The organism is Pseudomonas sp. HP_14 (assembly GCF_055283875.1).
In genome coordinates, this window is sequence record NZ_JBTOQI010000005.1 from 77,327 (window position 1) to 96,382 (window position 19,056).

A 19,056-nucleotide genomic window follows, 5' to 3' on the forward strand; every position below is an offset into this window, starting at 1 on the left:
GCCCGGCTCCCACAAAGTAATAGCCTTTCAACTGGATAGGTATGTTTGGTTCCTGGCTCAAACCACTGCCCGCGGCACCACGATGGTGTCTTCCGGGTGCAGGCGCATGAACATAGGCGAGCCAATGGGCGGCAGGCTCAGATTGCCTTCGTGATGGCTTGGCTGACGCAGGCTCACGGTCGGGCCGCCTTCAAGATCGACGAACACCTTGAGGCTTTCGCCCTGGAAAACGATGTCCGAAACACGGCCGCGCAGGCGGTTCCATTCCGGGCCTGAGGTCTCGTTGTCCAATAGCAGTTTTTCCGATTGCAGGGCCAGAAACACATCGCCGGAAGGCGGGATCGGACGAGTCGTGCGCAGGGCCGTTGCGCCCAGCGTGAGGCCGTTTTCGCTGCGCTGCAGGGGGACCAGGGTACTTTCACCGATGAAGCTGGCGACGAAGTCGTCAGAAGGGTGGTCGTGCAGACGGCGAGGGGTGTCGACCTGCACCAGTTGACCGCCGCGCATGATCGCAATGCGGTCGCTCATGGTCAGGGCTTCACGCTGATCGTGGGTCACGTAAATCATCGTCGCACCGAGGCGTTTGTGCAGGGCGCGCAATTCGATCTGCATGGTCTCGCGCAGTTGTTTGTCCAGCGCCGAAAGTGGCTCGTCCATCAGGATCAGCTTGGGTTCGAAGACAATGGCGCGGGCCAGTGCTACCCGTTGCCGCTGGCCACCCGAGAGTGCCGCAATCGAGCGGTTTTCGTAGCCGGTCAGCTCAACGGTTGCCAGCGCCTGCTTGACCCGCCCCAGGCTTTTCGACGCGCTTTCACCTCGGGCACGTAGCGGGAAGGCAACGTTCTCGCCCACGGTCATGTGCGGAAACAGGGCGTAGTTCTGAAACACCACGCCGATCTCGCGCTTGTGCGGCGGCATCAACGTCACGTCGCGCTCGCCAAATAAAATGCTGCCGGAGCTGACCCTGATGAATCCGCCGAGAATGCTCAGCAACGTAGTTTTGCCCGATCCGGAGGGGCCCAGCAGGGACATGAACTCTCCCGCTTCGACCTTCAGGTTCACATTGTTCAATGCCTTGAGGCTGCCGTAATCCTTGCAGACCTGATTGACGCTGACCGATTCAAAACCTTCGTTGAAATTCATGAAGCGTCCTCCCGTGCAGAGCGAGTGTCTGCATCCATCTGAACACAGGCGCTGGCCGTGTTCGTGCCGTTTTGAGCCGCCGGGAAAACAGGATCTGCTGCCCGGCGGTATCTGTCGCTAACGCTGGCCGTCAGTCCAGGCCGCCGATATGCCAGGCTTTGACTTCGAGGAACTCGTCGAGGCCGTACTTGGAGCCTTCGCGGCCGGTACCTGACTGCTTCATGCCGCCGAAAGGAGCGACTTCCATGGAAATGATCCCGGTATTCAAACCGACCATGCCGAACTCCAGGCGCTCGCCCACACGCCAGGCGCGGCGCATGTCCTGGGTAAAGTAATAGGCGCCGAGCCCGTAAGGAGTCGCATTGGCCAGTGCCAGTGCTTCGGCTTCGTCCTTGAAGCGGAACAGCGGCGCAACAGGGCCAAAGGTCTCTTCGCTGGCCAGCAGCATGTCGGCCTTGGCCTCGCGCAGAACGGTCGGCTGGACATACAGGCCGTCGCCCTGAGGTGCGCCGCCGATTACCACGCTTGCGCCTTTTTCCAGCGCGTCGCCGATATGACGGGCTACTTTGTCCACCGCTGCGGCGTTGATCAGCGGACCAATCGTGACGCCGGTTTGCAGGCCGTCACCGACTTTCAGTTCGGCGACCGCAGCGCTCAGGCGTTCTGCGAAACGGTCATAAATGCCGTCCTGAACCAGAATCCGGTTGGCACAGACACAGGTTTGCCCGGCGTTGCGGAATTTGCTTTGCATGACGCCGGCGATCGCCAGGTCCAGGTCGGCATCATCGAAAACGATGAAAGGGGCGTTGCCACCCAGCTCCAGGCTCAGGCGTTTGATCGTGCTCGCGCATTGGCTCATCAGCAGTTGCCCGACCCGAGTCGAGCCTGTAAATGACAATTTGCGCACTGCAGGGTTACTGGTCATTTCACCGCCAACCCCGGCAGGCAGCCCCGTCAATACGTTGAACACACCTGCGGGAATACCGGCGCGCTCCGCCAGTACCGCCAGTGCCAGGGCCGACAGTGGCGTCATTTCCGAAGGTTTGACCAACACCGGACAGCCCGCCGCCAGCGCAGGCGCGCATTTGCGGGTGATCATCGCGTTGGGGAAGTTCCATGGCGTAATGGCGGCCACCACACCAATCGGCTGCTTGAGCACAATGATGCGTCGGTCAGCCACCGGCGACGGAATAGTATCGCCGTAGATACGCCGCGCCTCCTCGGCGAACCATTTAACGAAGCTGGCACCGTAGGCGATTTCACCTCGGGACTCCGCCAGAGGTTTACCTTGTTCGGCGGTCATGATCAGCGCCAGGTCTTCCTGATTGTCCATGATCAGCTTGAACCAGGCTTCCAGCAGCTTTGCACGTTCGGCCGCGGGGACCTCGCGCCAGGTCACGAAGCGCGCTTCAGCCGCAGCGATGGCGCGGCGGGTTTCAGCGGCTTGCAGCGCGGGAACCCGGGCAATCACGCTACCGTCGGCAGGGTTGGTGACGTCCAGCGTCGCGCCGTCATCGGCATTGATCCACTCGCCATTGACGTAGGCGCGCTCGACAAAAAGAGAAGGGTCACGCAGGGTATTTTTCAACATGATCAAGGTGCCTTGAAGGTCCGAACGGTGGACTCATTGTAAAAATGTCTGCCCAGCGACCGATGCCGAGATGGCCATTGGAACGGGCGATAGATGCTGAATTCGAGGTGCTGGCAGCAGATGTTGCTCTTGGCCGATCCCCTGTAGGAGCTGCCGAAGGCTGCGAAGCGGCGTCTCAGATAAATTGCCTTCGCAGCTTCGGCAGCTCCTGCAAGGTGGTGGTGTCAGCTTGGTTTGTTGCGCCCCGCAATCACCACCAGCAACAGCGAAGCCAGAATCAGAATCGAGCTGATCGCTGCAATCGTCGGGTCGATTTCATCGCGCAGGGCTGTAAACATCCGCTTGGTCAGGGTCTGGTTGTCACCACCGGAAATGAACAGCGCAACCACGGTTTCATCCAGCGAAGTGATAAACGCGAACAGCGTGGCGGAAACCAGGCTCGGTTTAATCTGCGGCAGGGTTACCGCCATGAACGCGCGGAAGCGATTCATGCCCAGGCTGCGTGCGACCATTTCCTGCGACATGTCGAAATTACGCAGGCCAGCCAGTAACGCGATGATCACGTACGGCAGCGCCAGCATGATGTGCGCCAGAATCAGGCCGGTCATGGAGCTGATCAGGCCTACTCGGGCGTAGACGAAAAACACGCCGGCTGCGATCAAAATGATCGGCACCATCATGGGCAGCAGCAGGATGATTTGCAGCGTGCGCACCACCTTCAGGCTGGAGCTGTTGATGGCGTAGGCGGCAGCCATGCCAATGGGCAGGCTGACCAGCGTAGTGACCGCAGCGGTGATCAGGCTGACGCGTGCCGCCGACATCCATTCGGCGCTCTGGAAAAACGCCGCGTACCAGCGCAGCGACCACTCTTTGGGCGGGAACTGCAGGAAGCGTGCTTCGGAGAACGACATCGGCACCACGATCAGCACCGGCAGGATCAGGTACAGCAGAATGGCTGCCACCAGCACCGTGAAGAGCAGGTGGGAGAGACGGACCTGACGCAAATAGGCAACCAGTTTCATTTAGCGCGCTCCCAGGATGCGTTCAATCGGGATGAACTTGTTGATACCCCAGAAAATCAGGAACACCACAAACAGCAGCACCAGACCCACGGCGCTTGCGGCCCCCCAGGCGTGGTAAAGCTCGACGTTACGCTGTACCAGCATCGACACGAGGATGGTGCGTCCGCCACCGAGCAGTTCAGGGGTGATGAAGAAGCCCAGACAAATCACGAAGACCAGAATCGAGCCGGCCATGATGCCGGGGGCGGCCATGGGCAAAAATACCCGGCGGAAGGTATAAAACGGCTTGGCGCCCAGGCTTTCCGAGGCTTGCATCAAGTCTTGCGGGATTTTTTTCATCACCGAATACAGCGGCAACACCATGAACGGCAACATCACGTGCAAGGTGCCGATGACCGTACCCGTGGTGTTGTGCATCAGGTTCAGTGGTTGATCGATGATCCCCATGTCCATCAGTGTCTGGTTGACCAGCCCGCGACGTTGCAGCAGGACCAGCCAGGCATACGAACGCACCAGCACGCTGGTCCAGAACGGGATGATCACGCAGATCAGAATAAGGTTTGCCCAGAAGCCGTGCAGGCGTGAAGCGGCGTAGGCGATGGGGAAGCCCAGCAGGATCGACAGGACGGTCACGATGAAGCTGATCTTGAAGGTCAGCACGAACGTGTCCCAGTAAATCCGCTCTTCAAAGATGCGAAAGTAGTTGGCCAGAGAGAAGCCTTCTTCGGTCTGCACCGACTGAAAGGCCAGCCAGCACATCGGCAGAATCAGCAGTACCGCCACCATCAACAGCGCAGGAGTGAGCAGCAGCATCATCGAAGTGTTTTCCTTGCGCTCTTCACGGGCAAGGGCATCGGCGCTGGTCAGCGGTGGCTGTTGCTTGTCGTTATCGGATTCGGGCAGGGACTTGGCGAGATAAGCATTGGACATGTCTTTCTCCCGTCACTGGCTGAAGCGCTGAAAGGCGCAATGCTTGAGTGTTGGCATGTGAACGACTCCCGAAGGGTGGGGGCAGGTGCTGAAAGCAAGCGTGTTTCATGTCCGGTCGCTCTGCGGGACCGTGCCATTTCTAATGTACCCAGATGCGGGCAAATGAAGCCGCTGAAATGCCCTGCGCCGAAGTGCTTTATTGCGTAATGGAGGGTGCTGGCGGCATGTCCTGCGTCGAGGCTTCTGGCACGGGATTGGTACAGTGGCCCAGACGCTGCCACGTGCCAGGGTTTGACGCGGTGTTTCAGGCTTACCGCGTACCAGGTAGGAGGCAACTTGTTGGCGATGGATTGACGCGGTGGTTCAGGCTAACCGCGTGCCAGGTAGGAGGCAACTTGTTGGCGAGGGATTGATGCGGTGTTTCAGGCTTGCCACGTGCCAGGTAGGAGGCAACTTGTTGGCGATGGATTGATGCGGTGTTTCAGGCTTGCCACGTACCAGGTAGGAGGCAACTTGTTGGCGAGGGATTGACGCGGTGGTCATGCCAGCCGCCTCGCGAACAAGTTCGCTCCTACCGGGTGAGCGTTCCGGCGTTACTTCTTCTGCACAAACGACAACCAGCGCTCTTCAGCCTTGATGCCATCTGCAGATGCCCACCACTTGGCCGACAGCAAGGCCTGGCGGGAGATGTTTTCTGGCGCTGAAGGCAGCTTCGCCGCACGTTCTGCCGGGATCGTTCCGGTCTTGAATGCTTCAGGGTTGAGCGGGCCGTAATCAATGATCATCGGCAGCGCAGCCTGCAGCTTGGCGTCGATGGCTTCGTTGACGAACTTCATGGCCGCCACCTTGTGTGGAGAGCCTTTGAGTACGCAGAGCGAATTGGTCTCCAGCACGCCCTGGTTGTAATCGAAGGCGACCGGTGCGCCGTCAGCCTGAACAGCGGTGATGCGGCCATTCCACGCCTGGATCATGTCCACTTCGCCGTCGCTGATCAGTTGTGCCGACTGGCCACCCGAGGTCCACCAGGTGGCAATGTGCGGCTTGATTTCTTCGAGTTTCCTGAAGGCCCGTTCCACATCCAGTGGGTACAGTTTGTCGGGCGCGACACCATCGGCCAGCAGGGCGATTTCCAGGGTTGGGCGCGGCAAGTTGCGCAGTGAACGTTGCCCCGGGAATTTCTTTGTGTCCCAGAAATCCGCCCAGGTCTTCGGCGCCTTGTCGCCCTTGAACGCGTCAGTGCGATAGGCAAGTACGGTGGAGTAGCTGATGTAACCGACGCTGTAGTCATCCTTGAGGTCCGCAGGCAATTGCGCTGCGTTAGGAATCAACGCTAGATCGAGCTTCTCGAACAGGCCTTCCTGCTGGCCACGAACGCAGTCACCGGTGGGCAGGTCAACCACGTCCCAGGTGACTTTGCCGCTTTCGACCTGGGTCTTGATGATCGGATAGGCTTTGGGTGAGCTGTCCTGTTTGAGGGTCAGGCCGAGTTTCTTCGCAGCGGGTTCCAGAATCGCTTTGCTCTGGGCTTCCTGATAGGCGCCGCCCTGGGACACGAATGTGATGTCCTCTGCGAACGCCATGCTGGCGCAGCCGGTAAGAATCGCCAGGCTCGCCAGCTTGAAGGTACGGATACTGGAAACTGTCATGTAAAGGACTCCCGATGGTTGGCAGATTTCGTAAGCGAGCTGGGGATTTTTGTTGCAGGTCGCTCTGCGGGACCGTCCAGTTAATGTACTGGCATGTCGGGAAATGAAGCGGGTACAAATACGCTGCGCGAAAGTGCTTTATTGCGAAAAAGGCAGGAGGTGCGGCATGTCGTGCGCTGTGCAGAGGTAGAAGCCGACCCTGTAGGAGCTGCCGAAGGCTGCGATGGCGGTGTGTCAGAACAAATGCTATCGCAGCCTTCGGCAGCTCCTACAGAGAGGTGTCAGCCTGCAGCTTTAAGCACCGACACCGGATAAATCGCCGTAAACGCGCCGTCATCAACGCTGATCGCCCGGCAATCAACCCCGTACACATGAGCCAGGTTTTCCGGGGTCAGGGTGCTACGGGTCGGGCCGCTGCAGTGCACATGGCCGTGATGCAACATCAGGGTATCGTCGGCGTAGCGACTGGCCAGATTCATGTCATGGAAAATCGCCAGAGTGACGATGTTCTCTTTGCGCGTGTAGGCGCTGACCGCATCGAGAATCTGCAGTTGATTGGCCAGGTCCAGCGCAGAAGTCGGTTCATCGAGCAGCAACAGGCGCGGGCTGCGCACCAGTGCCAGGGCCAGAGAAATCATCTGCCGCTCACCGCCGGACAATTGCCCCGGCTGACATTCGGCGAAACGCTGCAACCCCAGCAGCTCAAGCATCTCGCTGGCTTTGCGCTGGGCATCCTTGCCGGTTGCCCAGCCGCGTGAGCTGCCGTGCTGGGCAAGTAGCAGCAGTTCGTAGGTAGACAGGCGTACATCCAGATGCGCCAGGTCCTGGGCGACATAGCCGATCAATTTGGCCCGAACAGCGGGAGATGAACCCAGCAGGTCGATACCGTCGATGGTCGCCGAGCCGTGCGCCTTGGTCAGCCCGCACAAGCCCTTCATGAACGTCGACTTGCCTGCGCCATTGGCACCCAGTAGCGCCAGGGTGCGACCTGCCTCGGCCTTGACGGCCAGCCCGTCGAGAATAGTCCTGCCGTGAATAGTGACGCGGTAGTCAGCAGTGGCGAAGCTCATCGGGATGTCAGTCTCCGGTCACGCAGGATAAGAATAATGAAGAACGGCAAGCCAATCAGCGAGGTGACCATACCGATGGGCAATACTGCGCCCGGCACGATCAGCTTGCTGGCCAGCGAGGCGAGGGTGACGAAGATGATCCCGCAGGCAATGGTCACCCCAATGGTAAAGCGCTGGTCTTCACCTACCAGCAGGCGCGCCACGTGCGGCGCAACCAGACCGACAAAGCCGATAATGCCGACCACCGAGGTCACTGCACCGGCCAGCAGCGCAGCGAGCATCAGCATCACAGTCCGAATACGTCGCACCGGAATACCGAACACCACCGCCTGTTCGCCAAAGCTGCGCAGCGCCGTCAATGCCCACGCCTGAACGAGCACCACGGGAATGGCGATCAGCGCGATGATCGCGCACAGCGTGACCTTGTTCCATGTCGCGTGGAGCAGCGAACCCATGAGCCAGAACACAATGCTTTGCAGTTGATCGACGCTGGCCACGTACTGCACCAGACCCAGCAACGAACTGAACACGAAGTGCACCGCGATACCCAACAGGGTGATGGCTTGCAAGCCAACGTGACCACGGGTCAACAGCAGGATGATGCCCACTGTCAGCAAGGAAAACAGAAAGGCGTTGCCGGTAACCAGCAAGTCGGCACCGAACCCCGGCAGTGCGTTGCCCAGCGAAAAGTTGAAGGCCAGCGCCAGTGAGGCGCCGAATCCTGCGGCCGAAGAGATACCCAGGGTAAAGGGCTCGGCCAGCGGGTTATCGAGTACCGTCTGCATCATCAGCCCTGCCAGCGCCAGGCAGGTGCCCGCTAGCACTGCCATGAGCGTCATGGGCATGCGCAATTCCCAGAGGATGACGCGCGTGCTGGCATCGACACTGTCGGGCTGCAGCAGGCCGCTCATGGCCTGGCCGAACGTCAGCGTCCCGGAGCCGACGATCAGGTCGGCAATAAAAGCCACCACAGCGATCACCAGCAGGCTGATCAGCAATACCGTGCGTTTCCACACGGTATGGGTGTAGCGGGTCTGATAGCTGCTGGCGTCGGATGAAGCGTTACCGATAGAGGTCGTCATGAGTGCGGGTCATTTACCGGTAGCAGGCGCAGGCGCGTACAGAATCGCAGGGACTGCCTTGATACCGGTCAGGCCGAACAGCGCTTTGAGGCTGGCAGCGGCGTCGAGCTGTTTGGCGCTTTCCGGGTAGAACGCCTGATTGAGGTTTTCTACCGCCAGAATGTTCCAGCTGCTGGCGTAGAACTGGTGGTAGACACCATAAACCCGACCATTCTGGCTGGCTTTGAGCTGGGCGAAGCCGGGGCGTTGCTCCAGCAGTTTCAATTGGCGCTCGATCGCGTCGAGTTTGACGCTTTCACCGAAGCCGAAGGGTGGCGACACCGAGGTGTTGCCCGGGAACTGGGTGCCGGTCATGACATACACATCAGGCTGTTTGCCCAATACGGTTTCCAGGGTTACGTCGCCTGTGGCGCCCGGCAGCAGTTGCGAGCCGAGGTTCACGCCACCGGCAGCCTGTACCAGCTTGCCCCAGTAGACATCTCCGTGCGTGAAGCAGCAGGCAGATGCGCCGCCCTGGCCAGCTTTGGCTTCCACGAACACCAGGGGCTTCTTGTTGTGCTCCTGGGTGATGGCTTCGACTTTGGCCAGTCGGGACTTGTAGAAGTCGACGTAGGCTTTGGCTTCTTCTTCGCGGTTCAGCACTTGACCAAGCAGCGTCACGGTTTTCTGGCTGTTGACCACCGGGTCCAGGTCGCTGTCGACGAACAGCACCGGGATTTTCAGTGCGGCCAGTTTCTGTGCCACACCGGCATTTTCCAGCGAGGCGCGTGCGCGGGTCTGGAACACCAGCAAATCAGGACGGGCCGCCACAACGGCTTCGAGGTTGAGATCGCCGTCGTCACCGAACTTCATGTCAGTAGCCTGATTCGCGGTTTTTGGCCACTGGTTTTCGAAGACTTTCCAGGTGTTGGGGTCGGAGCGCTTGACGATGTTGTTCCACGCTACGATGCGCTGGAACGGGTCGGCACGGTCGAGCAGGGCCAGGGTGAAGAGGTCACGGCCATCCTGCAACACAATGCGTTTGGGTTCGGCGGGGATCTCGACCTGGCGGTTGGTGAGGTCGGTTACGGTGACTGGATAGGTGGTTGCGAAGGCCAGGGTTTGACCGGCTAGCAGCAGGCTGACACCGGCCGCGAGATGTGTGAACAGGCGCATTGAATTACCCATACCGAGAGGTGAGGACGAATCGGCCGCAGGCAGCACGACATATCCGCCGTAAAAAAGTGCGCACAGGGTAACGGAATTGTTCTCATTCGTCAGGTTTTACCATTCACACTGGGCAATGTGCCTCTGCCAGCCTGAAATGTAATTGTGGGAGCCGAGCTTGCTCGCGATAAGGCGTATGCGATCTAACATGGACCGCGTTCGGCTTTATCGCGAGCAAGCTCGGCTCCCACAGGTCCGGCGTCTCGCTCGGATAATGGTAGCCATATCATGCCTGGGGCCGGTCGGCATCGAATCTGCCACAGGGGGGGGGCGGGGTTATCGCCGACGATCTGATTACTCCGCCAGTAACACCGCCGCATCAAACCCCATCCGCAAGTTGCCCCAATGACGTCCGTCAAAGAAGAACGGAACATCGATCTCGGTCATGATCTCCCCGGTATCGCGTAGGTACGTCTGTAGCAGGAAGCGTTGGGTGTTGCCCGCTGCACGCAGGCCTATAGGGTCTGCGAACATCCGCTTGTTGCGGCACACAGGCAAGTCAATGGCGCGATCGCCCGTAGGCTGCTTCGATACCCAGCTGTTGTTCACCGGGCAGTAACCCTTGGTGTCGACAATGAACGAAACCTTGCCGCCCTTTGTGCCCCTGGTCAGTTTGTCGCATTCCTCCTGGCAGGCCTGAGCGAAGCGCTCCGTATAGCTCGTCATGTACTGCTTGGGGTCGGTGCCGGGGATCAACTTGTAATTCTGATCAAACAGATTAAGCCCGCCACGGTGCAGCTCCGCAAGGCGTTCCTGCAGCAGATCACGGCACTGGCTGGCACGGGTAATCGCCGCATCCAGGGCGCCATGCCCCAGCACAAACTTGCCGAGCATGGTTTGCACTCGCTCCGCGACCCCTGACAGGTCCCGGGTCGCCGTGGCGGAATGTTGCATGCGTTGATCGATAGACTGGCTGTCGGCGTAGATCTGCGTCACACGGTCATTAATGCCGTTGTTGCTTTCCGCGAACTGCAGGATATGTTCGGCGATGTCGGCAAGCTTGCCGTTAGTGGACTCGAAGTCGCCGATCATCGTCTCGAAATGGCCGGACGCTCGCTCAACGACCTTTTGCGTTTCCCGTGCGCTGTGGCTGATCTGGGTGGTCTGCTCATGAGTGGAACTGACTTCTCTGAGCATTGCGTCAATGTTCTGCGAAATATCTTCGGTGGCTTTGCTGACGTTCTGTGCCAGCGTGCGAACCTCATCGGCGACGACCGCAAAGCCTCGACCGCTTTCTCCGGCACGGGCCGCTTCGATGGCCGCATTGAGCGCGAGCAGGTTGGTTTGCGAGGAAATCTGCTGGATCAGACCCACAATGGACTTGATGCTCGACGAGCGCTGATTGAGTGCAGAGACCAGTGTGCCGAATTCGTTAAGGCTGCTGGAAATCTCGCTGATATTGCCGGTGACCTCCAGCAGCTCGGCGTAGGAGTCGCGGGCCATGCTCAGGTTTTGCGCGGTGGTGCTGGAAATGCCCTGGGTTTGCTGGGAAACCTCCTGGATATTGCCCACCGCCATGTTGCTTTGATCCATCACTTCTTTGGCGAAACGTGCCTGATGGGTTGCGCTGTCGCTGGAATCACTGATGTTTTTCAGCGAGCGAGCCGACTCCACGGCGATGTGCACGGTCAGTGCCTGCACGTTGCTGATGATTTCCCGTTGTTTGCCCAGAAAGCGGTTGCAGGTGCTGGCCAGCACGCGTATCTCGTCGTGGGTCAGCAGCGGCAGATCTCTGGACAGGTCACCTTCACCATTGGCGATCTCTGCAAGGGCATTGGTCATGTGCGTCACCGGTCGCACGATCAGGTGCCGGAAATACCAGACCATGAAGCTGACCATGAACAGGGTGAACAGCGTACTGAACAGAATCGCATTGCTCAGGCCGTTCAGGCTGCCCTCAATCTGGCTCAGCACGGCGGCATCCAGTTGTGCGCCGCGCAGTTGCTGAACAATGTCGGCGCGAATGCTCAGGGCTATCCAGTACAACAGCCCGCTGACGGCGACCAGCAGGAAAAGGCTTGAGAGCTTTTTGGTCAGCGAATCGAAAAATTGCATTTCGATAGACTCATACAAGGCCTTGAACATCCGCATCCCGCTGCTCCTCTGCAAGTTTATAAATTATTCTTTAATAGGTAGTCGTCGACCGCAGGGGGCAAAGCTTTAACGTGACCTGGCCCGGCGCGATCGTTGCGCGATTTTTATGTGTCGACGATAGCCTTGCTGGCCACTCTGTTTCGGCCTGAAGCCTTCGCCTGATAAAGCTGCTGATCGGCCCGCTTGATGAGCGCCGTGGTATTGGCATCCGCGGCGTCCGCCACGCCGATACCAATGCTGACGGTGACTTGCCCAACGAGGTCAAAGGTCGCCTCGGCGACGGCTTTTCGAATTCTTTCGGCGACGACTTCCGGGCTTTCTTCGCCGTCCGCTTCAGGCAATAAAACGGCGAACTCTTCTCCGCCATAACGGGCCACGAAATCAGTGGCGCGTGTGTTTTCCTCAATCAGCTGTGCCAATTGGTGCAGCACGTCATCACCGGTGGCATGGCCGTAGGTGTCGTTGACATGTTTGAAGTGGTCGGCGTCAATGAACAGCAAGGCAAAAGGCCGTTTTGTACGCTCGAACAGTTGGCTGCACTCAAGCAGCTTTTCGTCAAAACGCCTTCGGTTGTAGACCCCGGTCAGCGCGTCGTGGGTCGCCATTTTCAGCAGGTCGGCGTTGGCCTGGGTAAGTGCCGCGGTGCGTTGTTTGACGGTGGCCTCAAGCGAGGCATTGGTATCTTGCAGCTCGCGTTCCTTGTCCAGAAGCGATTCGGTCATGCTCTGGATGGACTGGCCCAGTTGGGCAATTTCCCGTACTGAATGCTCCTGAGGAAATTCAGCACCGGGCTGTTTGGCCTGTATCCGTTTGGCTGCGCGTGCCAGTTGCTCGATAGGGCGACTCATGTGCTGGGCCAGATAGTAGGCCACCACGCCAAAGGCCAGCGCGGCCAGAACACCGAGTATCAGCAGTTTGTAGAGCAGGATCCGCGCAGGCTGCAGCGCTGTTTCCAGAGGCTGGCGAACCACGATGTACCACGCCAGGTTGGCGGAGGGTGGAGTAGGGACCTTCAAGACGCTGGAGAGGTAGTCAGCGTCTTCGGACCATTCCGGCGCGCCAGCGGCTTTTCCCGGAGTTGAAGGTTGCTGTGTCGCGAGCAGCTCGGGACGTTTCTGTCCGGTCAGTTGTTGAGGGTAGAGCACCGTCCCGTCGCCATTGACGATGAGCACTTCAAGGTCAGCGGTGACACCTTCGCGCAAAATGGCCGATTCGACGATCCGGGTCATCCAGTTCCAGTGCACATGGGCGCTAAGGACTCCGACCACCGTACCGTCAGCGGTGCGTATCGGCGCAGCAAAATCGATGAAGCGCAGCAATTCACCACTGGCGTCGGCGGGCAACAGCTTGGCCAGCAAGACGGCTTCATGAGGATCGCCGGTATATGGGCCTTGCAGGCCGGCTTTGAACCAGGGCCGCTCTAGCACTGACTGATTGAGCAACAGGCCTTTTACGCCTTGCCGGACTTTACCGCTGGTATCGGCAACGCCCATCCAGGCGTACTCGGAATGAGACTGGGTGCGCAGCTCCATCGACGGCAAGATGTCCGGGTCATCCAGATTGCCGCGCACCAGATGCGGTTCGCGGCTGAGCAGAAATATCTCCAACTGACGCTCGCGCAACTGCGTGCCCAGCATCGTCGCGGCTGACTTCGCAGTGCTGAGCAGGGAGCTGCCGCTGGCTTGCTTGATTTGTTCGGTGGCGATGTGGCCGACATAGAAACCCACGCTCAGTAAGGCGAGCAGCGACAGTCCGGCGAACCAGAGTGTCAGGTGGCTGCGCAAGCTGGCTATTATCATGGGTGATATCTGGCTATATGGAATCACGGCATGTTATGCGCAACTTGCATCAGCCGCCAGTATCACTTTAGTGCGTTAAAAGCTGACTTGAAGCAGGTACTCCCTTAGTCGCTGCTGAAAGTGCTTTATGACGCTGCTATTAGATAGAAAAGCTTCTACCGTGGTGACCTCCCAGCGCTGGCCTTCATCGCCAAAACGGACAGTAGCGAAAGTGCCGGGCGATACTTCGGCCACAAAGAACCAGGTGTCCAGGCCATTTGCCCCCTGGCCGGGATAAACCCGCGTCCAGACCACGCAGGCGGGGTCAACCGTCAATCCGAACTCTTCCTCTGTTTCGCGTAACGCGCATTCCAGCGGCGTTTCATTGCCTTCGCGACCGCCGCCGGGGAGGTCCCATAGTCCGGGCCAGGGGATGTTGGTTTTGTCATCGCGCAGATAGATCAATATCTGACCTTCGCAGAGGAGGGCGATTTTGGCTCCGGAAAACGGCGAATGTTCGGGCATGGACAACCTCCTGAGCGAGGACGCTGATAACAGTAGAGGGCTGAATTAATCAGAAAATAATCGATAATCGCACGCTTTTGTTTTTGATCGCTGGTTGTTTAGATAAGGAATTTTTCCGCTGATTTGCTGTTGATAGCGCCTGATGGCTTATTTTTCGAAGATTTTGACGGTAAATACATGTGCGCTTCGTCCTCCAAATCCCCGATCAGGTTAATTTTTTGATATTGACCGAATTAACCGGTTAGTACATTTTCCATCTCATAAACCTTGGCCATCAGTGCCGAGGAACAATAAAAACAATGGAGACACCCTCATGCGGTCGCAATTGTTCATCTTCGAATTCCCCGTCACGCAACCATCTGTTGCTCGTTTGATCTTGCGCGATATCCGCGTGTGCACCACGTCTCAGTCAGCGCCAAACCGGTAGTTGCCTTCGCCGCGCTACGCTCATTGCGTCGGGTTCAGGGTTTCTGCGAGGTATCAATAATGAAAAGAATAGTCGGCCTGTACTTCAAACTGCTCAAGCTGCTGATTGTGTTGTGCATGATCGCCATGCTCTTGCTGGTGTTCGGTAATGTCGTGCTGCGTTATGCCTTCAACTCGGGCATCAGCGTGTCGGAAGAGCTGTCGCGCTGGTTGTTCGTCTGGATGATCTTTCTCGGCGCGCTGGTAGCGCTCAAAGACCGTGCCCATATGGGCTTCGACAGCCTGGTCCGGCGTTTGCCCGCTGGTGGCAAGCGTTTCTGCCTGGTGGTAGGGCACCTGATGATGCTTTACATCTGCTGGCTGGTGTTCATCGGCAGTTGGCAGCAGGCGGTCATCAACATAGACGTGGTCGCACCCGCGTCAGGTTTATCCATGGCGTTGTTCTACTCGTCGGGGTTGGTGTTTGGTGCCAGCGCTGCGGCGATTCTGGTGTATGAGTTGTACCTGGTGATGACCGGCAAACTGGCGGATGACGAGCTGGTAATGGTCACGGACAGCGACGCCTCCGAGGAAATCAAACAGATCCACAGCCAGCAACCGCCTGTTGAGAGAACCCATCCATGACTCTGGTTATTTTTCTCGGTTCGTTGATCGGCACCATGGCGCTGGGCATTCCAATCGCGTTCGCTTTACTGCTGGTCAGTGTCGCCCTGATGGTGCAACTCGACCTGTTCGATGCCCAGATCATTGCGCAGAACCTGCTCAACGGGGCTGACAGTTTTCCCTTGATGGCCGTCCCGTTTTTCATGCTGGCGGGCGAAATCATGAATGCGGGCGGTCTGTCCAAACGGATCGTCAACATTGCCATGGCGCTGGTGGGACACAAGCGCGGTGGTCTGGGATACGTGGCCATTCTTGCGTCGTGCTTGCTGGCATCGCTGTCGGGTTCTGCGGTGGCCGACGCTGCGGCGCTTGCAGCATTGCTGGTGCCGATGATGGTGCGTGCCGGGCACAACCGTGCTCACTCGGCGGGGTTGATCGCTGCGGGTGGGATCATTGCTCCCGTGATCCCGCCGAGCATTGGTTTCATCGTGTTTGGTGTCGCGTCCGGCGTTTCGATCTCCAAGCTGTTTCTGGCCGGTATCGTGCCGGGGCTGATGCTCGGTGCATCGTTGGCAGTGGCGTGGTGGTTCGTTTCCCGCAAGGAAAATATCGAGCCGCCCCCAAAACAAAGTGCCGCGCAAGTCATGCGCACCCTGATCGAAGGGCTATGGGCATTGGGTTTGCCGATGATCATCGTCTTCGGCCTGAAGTTCGGGATTTTTACACCCACAGAAGCGGCAGTGGTCGCCGCGGTTTACTCGCTGTTTGTTGCGTTGGTGATCTACCGGGAAATCAAGATCAATCAGCTGTACGACCTGATTCTGGCCTCCGCGAAAACGACTTCTGTGGTGATGTTTCTGGTCGCTGCCGCCATGGTGTCATCGTGGCTGGTGACCATTGCCGAACTGCCGGACCAACTGGCTGGCGTGCTTGAGCCGTTCATGGACAACCAGACGATATTGCTGATCGTCATCATGTTGCTGGTGATTGTGGTCGGTACGGCCATGGACATGACCCCGACCATCCTGCTGCTGACCCCGGTGCTGATGCCTGCTGTGGTCATGGCCGGTATCGACCCGGTGTATTTCGGCGTGCTGTTCATGATCAATTGCGCCATCGGGTTGATCACGCCCCCTGTGGGAACGGTGCTGAACGTCGTGTGTGGTGTTTCCAAAATCAGCATGGATGAAATCATTCGCGGTGTCTGGCCGTTCATGCTGGCCCAGTTTGTTGTGCTGTTTCTGCTGGTGCTGTTCCCTTCGCTGGTGCTTGTACCGTTGAAGTTTTTCACCGGCTGATACCGGTGTGCATTCCCGTAACTCGACTTCTAAAAACAATATGGAGAGTGACATGCAAAAACTGATGAAAACCCTGCTGGCCGGGGCCTGCGCCACAGGTCTGCTGCTGGGCAGCATGGCCAGCCATGCGGCTGAAATTCGTGAGCGCACGCTGCGCTTCGCGTTCCAGAACGTACAGGAACATCCACAAGGGCAGGGGGCTCAGAAGTTCGCCGAGCTGCTGGCGCAAAGCAGCGGTGGCAAGATCAAGGTCAAGCTGTTTCCGGGCGGCACTCTGGGCGGTGACGTCGTGACGGTTTCCGCGTTGCAGGGCGGTACCCTGGACATGACCGTCCTCAACTCCGGCATTCTGGCTGCCCAGGCGCCGGACTTTGCCATGCTCGACTTCCCGTTCCTGTTCAATAACATCGAAGAGGCCCACGCTGTTATCGATGGCCCGGTCGGTCAAAAGCTCGCCGCGCAACTGGACAGCAAAGGGCTGGTCAGTCTCGGTTACTGGGACCTTGGGTTTCGCAACGTGACCAACAGCAAGCACCCGATCAACAAGCTGGAAGACATGCAGGGCCTGAAGATCCGCGTGATCCAGTCGCCGATCTATCTGGACACCTTCAACGCGCTGGGCGCAAACCCGGTAGCCATGGCCTTCCCTGAGGTCTACACCGGCCTGGAGCAGGGCGTTATCGACGGTCAGGAGAACCCGCTGACGGTGATTCAGGGCAGCAAGTTTTATGAAGTGCAGAAGTACATCTCGACGACCGGGCATATCTTCAATCCGCAGTCTTTCATCATTGGCCAGAAAACCTGGAACAAGCTGAATGACGATGAAAAGAAGCTGGTTAAAGACGCTGCGGTAAAAGCTCAGCAGTATCAACGTGAAGTGACTGCAAGCAGCATGGACAAGGCCCGTGGTTATCTGGAACAGCAGAAAAACGTAGCCGTGAACGACATTTCTGCCGAAGAGAAAGATCGTTTCCGTGAGCGCGTTCAGCCGGTGATCAAGAAGTACTCGGAAAAACTTGATGGCGGGCTGGTGAAGTTGATGTACGACGAAATCGCCAAGGTGCGTGCCGGGCAATAAGTCCTGCCGGAAGGGCCATAAGCTGGCATCGCCGCTTATGGCCGCCACTTGAAATGAGTTACGCATAATCCCGTCACGCAAATCCCGTGACGGTTAACCACGTTGAACCGGTAATACGGGCCTTTTCAGGTCGCGTATGACTGTGCTCGTCCAACTGAAATGGGGATAACAAAAATGGCTAAATTAAATACCCTTGCAGCGAACGTTCTCGGTTTCACCACAACGGCATTGGGGCTGTCGTTGATCGCGCCGGGTGGCGCAATGGCTGCGGGTTTCGCTGACGATGCCAAGGTCACTCTGGGCTTGCGCAACTTCTATATCAATCGCAACTTCGTTGACCCGACTAACCCGCAAAGCAAAGCTGAAGAATGGACGCAGAGTTTCATTCTGGATGCCAAGTCCGGTTTTACTCAGGGCGTGGTGGGGTTTGGTGTTGATGTGTTGGGCATGTGGTCGGTGAAGCTGGACGGCGGTGGCGGTACTTACGGTACGGCGTTGTTGCCACGCCACAGTGACGGACGCCCGGCCGATGATTTCGGTCGTTTGGCAGTGGCGGGCAAGGCACGGATCTCGAAAACCGAGTTGAAGGTCGGGGAGTGGATGCCGGTATTGCCGATCCTGCGTTCGGATGACGGCCGCTCGCTGCCTCAAACCTTCCAGGGCGCGCAGATCACCTCCAATGAAATCGATGGCCTGACCCTTTACGGCGGCCAGTTTCAGGGCAACAGCCCGCGTAACGACGCAAGCATGGAGGACATGAACTTCGGTGGTGGTGTGTCTGATCGATTCAACTTCGTCGGCGGCGAGTACAAGTTCAATCAGAATCGCACCATGGTCGGCGTGTGGGGCGCGGAGCTGAAAGACGTTTATAACCAGCAATACCTGCAATTGGTGCACAGCCAGCCGTTGGGCGACTGGACGCTGGGGGCAAATCTGGGGTTCTTCAAAGGCGGGGAAGACGGGCGCGAGCTGGCCGGTAATCTGGATAACAAGACGTATTCGGGGTTGTTCTCCGCCAAGTATGGCGCTCATGTGTTCTACGTGGGTCTGCAAAAAGTCAGTGGCGACACCTGGATGCGGGTCAACGGCACCAGTGGCGGTACGCTGGCTAACGACAGCTACAACGCCAGCTTCGATAACGCCGAAGAGCGCTCTTGGCAAGTCCGCCACGATTATGACTTCGCCGGGCTTGGCGTCCCGGGCCTGACCTTGATGAACCGTTACATCAGCGGCGACAACGTCAGAACGTCAGCCACCACCGATGGCAAGGAATGGGCGCGGGAAACCGAGCTGGCCTACACCATTCAAAGCGGCGTCCTGAAGAAACTCAACCTCAAGTGGCGCAACTCCACCATGCGCCGTGATTTCAGCAACAACGAGTTCGACGAAAACCGCCTGATCATCAACTACCCGTTATCGATTTTGTAATCAGTAGTACGGTTTAAAACGGAACTCTGTAGGAGTGAGCTTGCTCGCGATTCGATGTTTCTGTCGATAAGTGTTCGCCTGACCTGTCGCCATCGCGAGCAAGCTCACTCCTACAGGACCTGGCAATCCGGCTGAT

15 protein-coding genes are annotated in these 19,056 nt (G+C 58.1%); 4 read left to right on the forward strand and 11 right to left on the reverse strand.

What is annotated here, in order from left to right:
* Positions 1-57: 57 nt before the first annotated feature.
* From ACYASS_RS05530 to ACYASS_RS05580, 11 genes are all read right to left on the reverse strand, one after another.
* On the reverse strand, positions 58-1,143 hold the full coding sequence (locus ACYASS_RS05530) for an ABC transporter ATP-binding protein (protein WP_463585371.1): 1,086 nt from the start codon (positions 1,141-1,143) through the stop codon (positions 58-60).
* Between the two features lie 130 nt (positions 1,144-1,273).
* Positions 1,274-2,734: an NAD-dependent succinate-semialdehyde dehydrogenase gene (locus ACYASS_RS05535; protein WP_463585372.1), complete on the reverse strand. Its 1,461-nt coding sequence runs from the start codon at positions 2,732-2,734 to the stop codon at positions 1,274-1,276.
* A 224-nt stretch (positions 2,735-2,958) separates the two neighbouring features.
* Positions 2,959-3,756, reverse strand: a complete 798-nt coding sequence (locus ACYASS_RS05540; protein WP_122664731.1) for an ABC transporter permease — start codon at positions 3,754-3,756, stop codon at positions 2,959-2,961.
* Entirely contained in the window at positions 3,757-4,686 is a 930-nt protein-coding gene (locus ACYASS_RS05545; protein ID WP_243248281.1) for an ABC transporter permease, read from the reverse strand.
* A 593-nt stretch (positions 4,687-5,279) separates the two neighbouring features.
* Positions 5,280-6,332 carry an ABC transporter substrate-binding protein gene (locus ACYASS_RS05550; protein WP_463585373.1) on the reverse strand — a complete coding sequence of 351 codons (1,053 nt, stop codon included), beginning with the start codon at positions 6,330-6,332 and terminating at the stop codon, positions 5,280-5,282.
* A 281-nt stretch (positions 6,333-6,613) separates the two neighbouring features.
* Positions 6,614-7,402, reverse strand: a complete 789-nt coding sequence (locus ACYASS_RS05555; protein ID WP_463585374.1) for an ABC transporter ATP-binding protein — start codon at positions 7,400-7,402, stop codon at positions 6,614-6,616.
* Positions 7,399-8,484 carry a FecCD family ABC transporter permease gene (locus ACYASS_RS05560; RefSeq protein ID WP_122664727.1) on the reverse strand — a complete coding sequence of 362 codons (1,086 nt, stop codon included), beginning with the start codon at positions 8,482-8,484 and terminating at the stop codon, positions 7,399-7,401. Before ACYASS_RS05560 ends, ACYASS_RS05555 begins: the two co-directional genes overlap by 4 nt.
* A 9-nt stretch (positions 8,485-8,493) precedes the next feature.
* Positions 8,494-9,639, reverse strand: a complete 1,146-nt coding sequence (locus ACYASS_RS05565; RefSeq protein WP_463585375.1) for an ABC transporter substrate-binding protein — start codon at positions 9,637-9,639, stop codon at positions 8,494-8,496.
* 345 nt (positions 9,640-9,984) lie between these two features.
* Positions 9,985-11,781: a methyl-accepting chemotaxis protein gene (locus ACYASS_RS05570; RefSeq protein ID WP_463585376.1), complete on the reverse strand. Its 1,797-nt coding sequence runs from the start codon at positions 11,779-11,781 to the stop codon at positions 9,985-9,987.
* A gap of 107 nt (positions 11,782-11,888) precedes the next feature.
* Positions 11,889-13,583 carry a sensor domain-containing diguanylate cyclase gene (locus ACYASS_RS05575; protein WP_463585377.1) on the reverse strand — a complete coding sequence of 565 codons (1,695 nt, stop codon included), beginning with the start codon at positions 13,581-13,583 and terminating at the stop codon, positions 11,889-11,891.
* 75 nt (positions 13,584-13,658) lie between these two features.
* Entirely contained in the window at positions 13,659-14,087 is a 429-nt protein-coding gene (locus tag ACYASS_RS05580; protein ID WP_463585378.1) for an NUDIX hydrolase, read from the reverse strand.
* Positions 14,088-14,573: 486 nt separating this feature from the next.
* Here ACYASS_RS05580 and ACYASS_RS05585 point away from each other — a divergent pair, with 486 nt between their 5' ends.
* The 4 genes from ACYASS_RS05585 to ACYASS_RS05600 all read left to right on the forward strand — a co-directional run bounded on the left by ACYASS_RS05585 (position 14,574) and on the right by ACYASS_RS05600 (position 18,920).
* Positions 14,574-15,137 (forward strand): TRAP transporter small permease, encoded by a 564-nt coding sequence (locus tag ACYASS_RS05585; RefSeq protein WP_243248270.1) that lies wholly within the window; start codon positions 14,574-14,576, stop codon positions 15,135-15,137.
* The gene (locus ACYASS_RS05590) at positions 15,134-16,414 is read left to right on the forward strand and encodes a TRAP transporter large permease subunit (RefSeq protein WP_243248269.1); all 1,281 of its coding nucleotides are present in this window, start codon (positions 15,134-15,136) and stop codon (positions 16,412-16,414) included. The genes ACYASS_RS05585 and ACYASS_RS05590 overlap by 4 nt, the downstream gene beginning before the upstream one ends.
* A 52-nt stretch (positions 16,415-16,466) precedes the next feature.
* Positions 16,467-17,492, forward strand: a complete 1,026-nt coding sequence (locus ACYASS_RS05595) for a TRAP transporter substrate-binding protein (RefSeq protein ID WP_463585379.1) — start codon at positions 16,467-16,469, stop codon at positions 17,490-17,492.
* Positions 17,493-17,666: 174 nt separating this feature from the next.
* Entirely contained in the window at positions 17,667-18,920 is a 1,254-nt protein-coding gene (locus tag ACYASS_RS05600; RefSeq protein ID WP_243248266.1) for an OprD family porin, read from the forward strand.
* The last annotated feature ends 136 nt before the right edge of the window (positions 18,921-19,056 follow it).

Bases quoted from the DNA above. Each gene is read 5' to 3' on its own strand.
- ACYASS_RS05555 (WP_463585374.1), bottom strand. From the start codon at position 7,402: ATGAGCTTCGCCACTGCTGACTACCGCGTCACTATTCACGGCAGGACT.
- ACYASS_RS05560 (WP_122664727.1), bottom strand. From the start codon at position 8,484: ATGACGACCTCTATCGGTAACGCTTCATCCGACGCCAGCAGCTATCAG.
- ACYASS_RS05575 (WP_463585377.1), bottom strand. From the start codon at position 13,583: ATGATAATAGCCAGCTTGCGCAGCCACCTGACACTCTGGTTCGCCGGA.
- ACYASS_RS05535 (WP_463585372.1), bottom strand. From the start codon at position 2,734: ATGTTGAAAAATACCCTGCGTGACCCTTCTCTTTTTGTCGAGCGCGCC.
- ACYASS_RS05540 (WP_122664731.1), bottom strand. From the start codon at position 3,756: ATGAAACTGGTTGCCTATTTGCGTCAGGTCCGTCTCTCCCACCTGCTC.
- ACYASS_RS05585 (WP_243248270.1), top strand. From the start codon at position 14,574: ATGAAAAGAATAGTCGGCCTGTACTTCAAACTGCTCAAGCTGCTGATT.
- ACYASS_RS05590 (WP_243248269.1), top strand. From the start codon at position 15,134: ATGACTCTGGTTATTTTTCTCGGTTCGTTGATCGGCACCATGGCGCTG.
- ACYASS_RS05580 (WP_463585378.1), bottom strand. From the start codon at position 14,087: ATGCCCGAACATTCGCCGTTTTCCGGAGCCAAAATCGCCCTCCTCTGC.
- ACYASS_RS05570 (WP_463585376.1), bottom strand. From the start codon at position 11,781: ATGCGGATGTTCAAGGCCTTGTATGAGTCTATCGAAATGCAATTTTTC.
- ACYASS_RS05550 (WP_463585373.1), bottom strand. From the start codon at position 6,332: ATGACAGTTTCCAGTATCCGTACCTTCAAGCTGGCGAGCCTGGCGATT.
- ACYASS_RS05595 (WP_463585379.1), top strand. From the start codon at position 16,467: ATGCAAAAACTGATGAAAACCCTGCTGGCCGGGGCCTGCGCCACAGGT.
- ACYASS_RS05600 (WP_243248266.1), top strand. From the start codon at position 17,667: ATGGCTAAATTAAATACCCTTGCAGCGAACGTTCTCGGTTTCACCACA.
- ACYASS_RS05530 (WP_463585371.1), bottom strand. From the start codon at position 1,143: ATGAATTTCAACGAAGGTTTTGAATCGGTCAGCGTCAATCAGGTCTGC.
- ACYASS_RS05565 (WP_463585375.1), bottom strand. From the start codon at position 9,639: ATGCGCCTGTTCACACATCTCGCGGCCGGTGTCAGCCTGCTGCTAGCC.
- ACYASS_RS05545 (WP_243248281.1), bottom strand. From the start codon at position 4,686: ATGTCCAATGCTTATCTCGCCAAGTCCCTGCCCGAATCCGATAACGAC.